At 68.7% G+C, this 3,512-nt stretch carries 3 protein-coding genes; 1 reads left to right on the top strand and 2 read right to left on the bottom strand.

From position 1 onward, the window contains the following. Positions 1-79 precede the first annotated feature (79 nt). A complete protein-coding gene (locus tag HET64_RS37590) occupies positions 80-826 on the top strand; it encodes a TetR/AcrR family transcriptional regulator (RefSeq protein ID WP_215111717.1) in 747 nt (248 codons plus the stop codon). Between the two features lie 10 nt (positions 827-836). Here HET64_RS37590 and HET64_RS37585 read toward each other — a convergent pair whose 3' ends face one another. After that, entirely contained in the window at positions 837-2,390 is a 1,554-nt protein-coding gene (locus HET64_RS37585) for an ABC transporter substrate-binding protein (protein ID WP_215111718.1), read from the bottom strand. Between the two features lie 277 nt (positions 2,391-2,667). After that, the coding region (locus HET64_RS37580; RefSeq protein ID WP_215111716.1) for a metallophosphoesterase at positions 2,668-3,512 on the bottom strand (845 nt) is incomplete at its 5' end.

Below are 3,512 nucleotides of genomic sequence, written 5' to 3'. Positions count from 1 at the left end.
CTCCCGCCCTGCGCCCCCGGGGTCCGTGAGTGCGCCACCCCGCCCGGAGGACCGTGGGGTCCCCGATAGCCTTGGGCCCGTGGTGAAGGAAGAGAAGAACGTGCAGGAGAACAAACCGGCCAAGGCCGCGAAGAGCGAGCAGACCCGCACGCTGATTCTCGAAACGGCGCTCCGGCTCTTCGCGGAGCGCGGCTACGACCGGACGACCATGCGGGCCATCGCCCAGGAGGCGGGCGTCTCGGTCGGGAACGCCTATTACTACTTCTCCTCGAAGGAGCACCTGGTCCAGGGCTTCTACGACCGGATCGCCGGCGAACACGCGGCGGCGGTCCGGCCCGTGCTGGAGGGCGACGGGGATCTGACCGTACGCATCAGGGGGGTACTGCTCGGCTGGCTGGACGTGGCGGAGCCGTACCACCGCTTCGCCGCCCAGTTCTTCAAGAACGCCGCCGATCCGGACAGCCCGCTCTCCCCGTTCTCCGAGGACTCGGTGGCCGCGCGTGACGCGGCGATCTCCATCCACGAGCGCTGCATCGCCGGGGCGGACGTCAAGAGTGATCCGGAACTGGCCCCGCTGCTGCCGCAGTTGATGTGGCTGATGCAGATGGGGCTGGTGCTGTTCTGGGTGTACGACCGCAGCGAGGGCGCCGAGCGCAGCCGCCGGCTGGTCGAGCGCACCGCTCCGATCGCCGCCCGGGCGATCTCGCTCTCCCGGTTCCGGGTGCTGCGCCCGTTGGTGCGGCAGATCCACGGTCTGCTGGTGGAGTTCCTGCCGGGTACGGAGACGGCCGGGGCGAAGCCCCGGCCGACCGGCCCGTCCGACTGATCCGTCCGGATCAGATCCAGCTGAGCTCCCACAGGCGCCAGGTGCCGGTGCCGTCGGAGAGGTACTGGGAGCCGGCGACTTCGGACTTGGCGACGACGTAGTCCTTCTTCTGCCACAGCGGCAGCAGGGGGACGTCCTCGCCGACCAGCGACTGCATCTCCTTGAAGTCGCCCGAGGTCCGGCTGCGGTCGCTGAACTGCTGCGTGGCGGCGATCAGCTGGTCCATCTTCTTGCTGGAGTAACCGCTGTGCAGGACGCTCCCGGTGCCGACGAGCGGCTGGCCGAAGGTGTCGGGGTCCGGGAAGTCGGGGAACCAGCCGACGGTGTACATGTCGTACTTACCGTCCGCGTACCCCTTCTGGTACTTCGTCCACTCCACGGCCTCGACCGAGACCTTGAACAGCCCGTCCTTCTCCATCTGACGGCGCAGCTCGGCGGTCTCCTTGGTGTACATGTCGCCCTCGCGGTAGGCGAACTTGACGGCGATCGGCGTCTCCACCCCGGCCTGCTCCAGCAGTTGCGCCGCGCGCTTGGGATCGGAGGAGGGGTAGGTGTCGAAGAAGGGGGTGCTGTGCCCGATGTAGCCGGTGGGGATCAGCGAGTACAGCGGGTCGACCGTGCCCTGGTAGACCTTCCGGACCAGGGGGCCCCGGTCCAGGAGCGTGGCGACCGCCTGGCGGACCTTCTTGTCCGCGAACGGCGAGTCCTCGCGGACGTTGAAGATGATGTTGCGGATCTCGGCGCTGGCCGCCTCGGTCACCCGCACGTCCGGGTCGTTCACGTTCAGTTCGGCGAGCGTCTCGGACGGCAGCTGACGGTGGGCGATGTCCACATCGCCGCTGTCCCACGACGTCTGCAGGTCCTCGGAGGTCTTGAAGTAACGGATGGTGACCGCTTCACCGGTCTTCTTGAGCGCACCCTTGTACTTCAGGTTCGGCACCAGCTCGGCGCTGTTCCCCGACTCGTACGACTTCAGGACGTACGGGCCGGAGCCGTCGACCTGGTTGCCGACGCGGAGCTTGTCCTTCGGGTACTCGGCCGGGTCGACGATCGCGGCGGCGCCGGTGGCGATCTTCTGCGGGAAGGTCGCGTCCTTGCCGGACAGGTTGAACGTGATCGTCCGGCCCTCGGTCGAGACCGAGTCGAGCGTGGGGAAGAGACCCGCGGGACCGACGTCCGACTTGATCGTGAAGATCCGGTCGAAGGAGTGCTTGACGTCCTCGGCGGTGATCTTGCGACCGTTGGAGAAGGTCAGGTCGTCGCGGAGCTTGCACTGGTACGTCTGGAGCTTCTGCCCGACGAATCCGCAGCTCTCGGCGGCGTCGGGTTCCGGGGTGACCGCACCGGGCTTGAAGGTCAGCAGCGACTGGTAGATGTTGCTGTAGATCGCCCAGGAACCCGCGTCGTACGCGCCGGCCGGGTCGAGCGAGGTGACGACGTCCGATGTCCCGACCGTGATCGCATCGGTCTTCGCCTCCCCCGACGGGAGCAGTTGCCAGGCACCGACGCCCGCTATCACCAATACCGCGAGAATCGCGAGAATCCGTACCCGGACCGACCGCATTGCCGTGCTCTCCCTTACCAGCCCCACCTCGGCGGTCGCGTTTGTGACGCGCACATCGCCGCATGTTCGCGCTTACCCAATCACACGATTTTCACATCTGGAAGAGTAAATGGGGCACTCACAGCCTTTTATTGGACACGTGCCGGAACCTCTGTCCGAAAAGGCTGTTTCGCGCTTCCTACCTGCGGGTTTCCGTAGCTGACGGTGACTCTTCGGTGTGGATTTCATGACGAGGGAACCGGGGCTTCCGGACCGCCCCACGCGCAAGGGACACGACCTAGGCCTGACGGGAGGCCAGCTCCACGACGGTGATGTCGGAGGGGGCGCCCACCCGGACCGGCGGGCCCCAGGCGCCCGCACCGCGCGAGACGAAGAGCTGGGTGTCGCCGTAGCGTTCGAGCCCGGCGACGGTGGGGTTGGCCAGCTCCGCGAGGAGGTTGCCGGGCCAGAGCTGTCCGCCGTGGGTGTGGCCGGAGAGCTGGAGGTCGACGCCGTGCTCGACGGCGTCGTGGATGACGACGGGCTGGTGGGCGAGGAGGACGGCGGCCCGGCCGCGGTCCCGGTCGCCCAGTGCGCGGCCGAAGTCGGGCCCCTGCCCCTCGGTCTCGCCCGCGATGTCGTTGACGCCGGCGAGGTCGAAGCCCTGGATCTCGACCCGGGCGTTCTCCAGCGGGATCAGGCCCAGTTCACGGACGTGGTCGACCCACTGCTCGGCGCCGGAGAAGTACTCGTGGTTACCGGTGACGAAGAAGCTGCCGTGCCGGGCGCGCAGGGCGGCCAGCGGTTCGGCGGCGGAGCCCAGGTCCGCGACGGACCCGTCGACGAGGTCGCCGACGACGGCGACCAGATCGGGCGAGGTCGCGTTGATCGTGTCGACGATCCGGCGGGTGTGGGCGCGGCCGAGGATCGGCCCGATGTGGATGTCGCTGACCACGGCGATCCGGAAGCCGTGGGCGGAGCGGGGCAGTCTGGCCAGCGGAACGGTGATCCGCCGGACGCTGGGCCCGCGCAGCACGCCGTACGTGCCGTACCCGACGGTGCCGAGTCCGGCGGCGGCCGCCGCGCCGCCGACGACCCGGGAGACGAAGAGCCGCCGGGAGGGGCCGGGAGCGGGAGCGGGGG

Source organism: Streptomyces sp. McG3, from assembly GCF_018619185.1.
Taxonomy (GTDB): Bacteria; Actinomycetota; Actinomycetes; order Streptomycetales; family Streptomycetaceae; genus Streptomyces.
The sequence above is the reverse complement of the archived record's forward strand: the minus strand, read 5'-3'. Positions and strand labels throughout refer to the sequence as shown.